Here is a 2480-nt window from a genome sequence, read left to right as displayed (position 1 = left end):
GCCACTGGCCATGTCACAGATCAGCTCAGGAATAGGTGTGGCTGAGATGGCCCACTGAAATTCCGCCCGGACCACTCAATGGGGGCTGGTCACTCGACCACTGCTGCCGAGCCTGGAACCGCCTCGTCGAGCGGCCCTGGACGATCATGTCTATCGGACCGCACGATTGGGCGCACCGGTTCTGATCGGTAAGATTTAGTATAAGTAGCGATCCTGGCAGGCTTCTAACTACCACATGCTGTGCCTCCAGCGACTCCGCGCAAAGGTCTTCCGATGCGGGACGAGTCTGCTCGCATCACGTCCAAGGCTGTGGCTGACGGCGCACTCCATGCGCATCGTGGCGCTCACGATGCCCAAAGCCGAAGCGCCGAGTTATGCACTCTTCCTGGCGCATCCGCGCACACGTCTCATAAATGCGGGATCCGGACCATTTCCTCGTAAATCCGGGACAAAAGCGACACAATTCAGCGGCAAGTGATTTGTGTGAGGTCGCAATGATATCCAACATTCTGGCGTATAAAAAATCAGGTCATTTCCATGAATGTGCGCGCTATCACGCATCAGGCTTCGGGTATCGACGGCAGGATCAGGGTAAAGACCCTGATCGTTGCCGCGCTGTTCGCTGCAGTCGCCCTGCGCGTCTGGGCCTTCGCAACAGGTCGGTCTCTCTGGCTCGATGAGGCGATGGTAGCGCTCAACATCATCCATCTTCCGATGTCGAGCTTGGTCGGCGGCCTTGAGTTCAACCAGCTTGCCCCAATTGGCTGGCTTCTACTTGAGAAGTGCTGCCTGTTTTTATTCGAAGATTTCGACTACTCGCTCAGGCTCGTGGCGCTGCTGAGCGGAATTGCCAGCGTCTATCTGTTTTATCGGCTGATGCGGCACTCGACCGGCTCCTGGGAGACGCTGGTCGGCGTGACACAGTTTGGCATCAGTGCGGCGCTTATCCAGTACTCTTCAATGGTAAAGCCGTACATCCTCGATGCGGCCTTCTCATCCGCCTTCCTCCACATTTCGGTCATGATGTTGCGCAGCCCGGCGATACGGCCGCAGATGACGATATCCTATGCTGCGCTCGGCCTGCTTTGCGTGCCCTTGGCCTTCGGTGGCACCATCGTCATGGCCGCCACCGGCACGCTGCTCTTTATCGCAAGCCTCGCCAATCAAGATCGTCGCTGGACGTTTTCCCTCATAGTCGTCGGCTGCCTCTGGATGGCGGCCTTCTGGATCTTCTACCACTTCTTCTATGAGCACCAAGAGAACACGGTCAGTAACATGACCAATGTCTTCTGGAACGACAGCTTCGCGCCATTACGTATCTCGTTGGCCTCGCTCACCTGGTATCCCCGAGCCATCGGCGATGCGATTCTATTCCTCGTGCCAACGCTCGGCGTCCAGTTGCTGGCCGCCTTCTTTATCATTGGCTGCGTCAAGCTGGCCTCGCGCGATCCCTGGCTGCTGGCGTTGATCTTGTCGACCTTCCTGGCTGCGCTGCTGGTTTCCGGTCTGCGCGCCTACCCTTTCTCGCCGCGCTTCCTGCTGTTCCTCGCCCCACCGCTGATCCTCGCGGTTTCGGTCGGCCTAGTTACGACGGCGCGCTCCTTCAGCCGCCCGCGCATTGCGGCGCTCGTGCTGCTGTTGCTTTTCGGCGGCGGCCAAGCCGTTATCGCCGCCCGGTCCGTAGCTCAGCTTCCCGCCTGGCCGATCGAAGAGATCAAGCAGAACCTCGCGCATCTCGCGGTCAACTTGCGCCCGGGCGATGAAGTGATCATGAACCAAGCCGCGGAACGCGCCTATCTGCTCTATGCACGGCGCTACGGGCTAGGCGGCCTTCCTTACAAGGTTATGTCCGATCACCGCCTGGACCCAAGCTGCATCTATGCCGATATTCGAACCATCGAAAGCGCGCGCAGAGCCTGGGTCATTATCTATCATCCAACCGACCGCGAAGGAACCGACCTGCTGCGGCGGACCCTGTCGCAAAGTGGCCGTCTTCAGGTCGCCAGCGCCCCTCCTGGGTCCACCCTCTATGAATACCAGGCTCGGCCAGAAGTGCAGGATCGCTTCATTCTGCCCGCTGCCAGCCCGCAATGCGCTGTACCGCGCGAAGGCGACCGTTTTCTAGATTGGGTCGCTGCCAAAAACGCGTCGCAGTGATCAGATAATGACAGGGCTGTACCCTCGTAATGAAACCTGCGAGCGGATAGCCCTGGACCCAGGAGCTTGGCTCTGATGCGCCGCGCGCGATCAACGGCGGAGGCTTGCATGGCGCGTCGTCGGGTCGGCCAGGACAGGCTGGTGTTCAGCTCTGCAAGTGGAAGACCTTCGGCACCTGGAAGCGCAGCTACGGGCTGCGCCGCATGCGATGGCGAGGACTGGCCGAGGCTAAGGTCTGTTAGAGCTTGAGTGCTACTCCCATATTCGGGGCATGACGGACGGGAACGGGTGCGAGGTTTTCACCGACGCAGCGTGGGCGCTCT

The 2480-nt window shown here is 59.7% G+C and carries 1 protein-coding gene; it reads left to right on the top strand.

Annotation, left to right across the window (positions count from 1 at the left end; all coding sequences use genetic code 11):
• Nucleotides 1–537 precede the first annotated feature (537 nt).
• Nucleotides 538–2157 (top strand): hypothetical protein, encoded by a 1620-nt coding sequence (locus EP26_RS30490; protein WP_043345177.1) that lies wholly within the window; start codon nucleotides 538–540, stop codon nucleotides 2155–2157.
• Nucleotides 2158–2480: the final 323 nt, after the last annotated feature.

Source organism: Belnapia moabensis DSM 16746, assembly GCF_000745835.1.
GTDB lineage: Bacteria > Pseudomonadota > Alphaproteobacteria > Acetobacterales > Acetobacteraceae > Belnapia > Belnapia moabensis.
This window is presented reverse-complemented; position numbering and strand designations above follow the sequence as displayed.

What these genes read in the sequence shown, in the direction of transcription:
- EP26_RS30490 (WP_043345177.1), top strand. Translation starts at nt 538, where the DNA reads ATGAATGTGCGCGCTATCACGCATCAGGCTTCGGGTATCGACGGCAGG.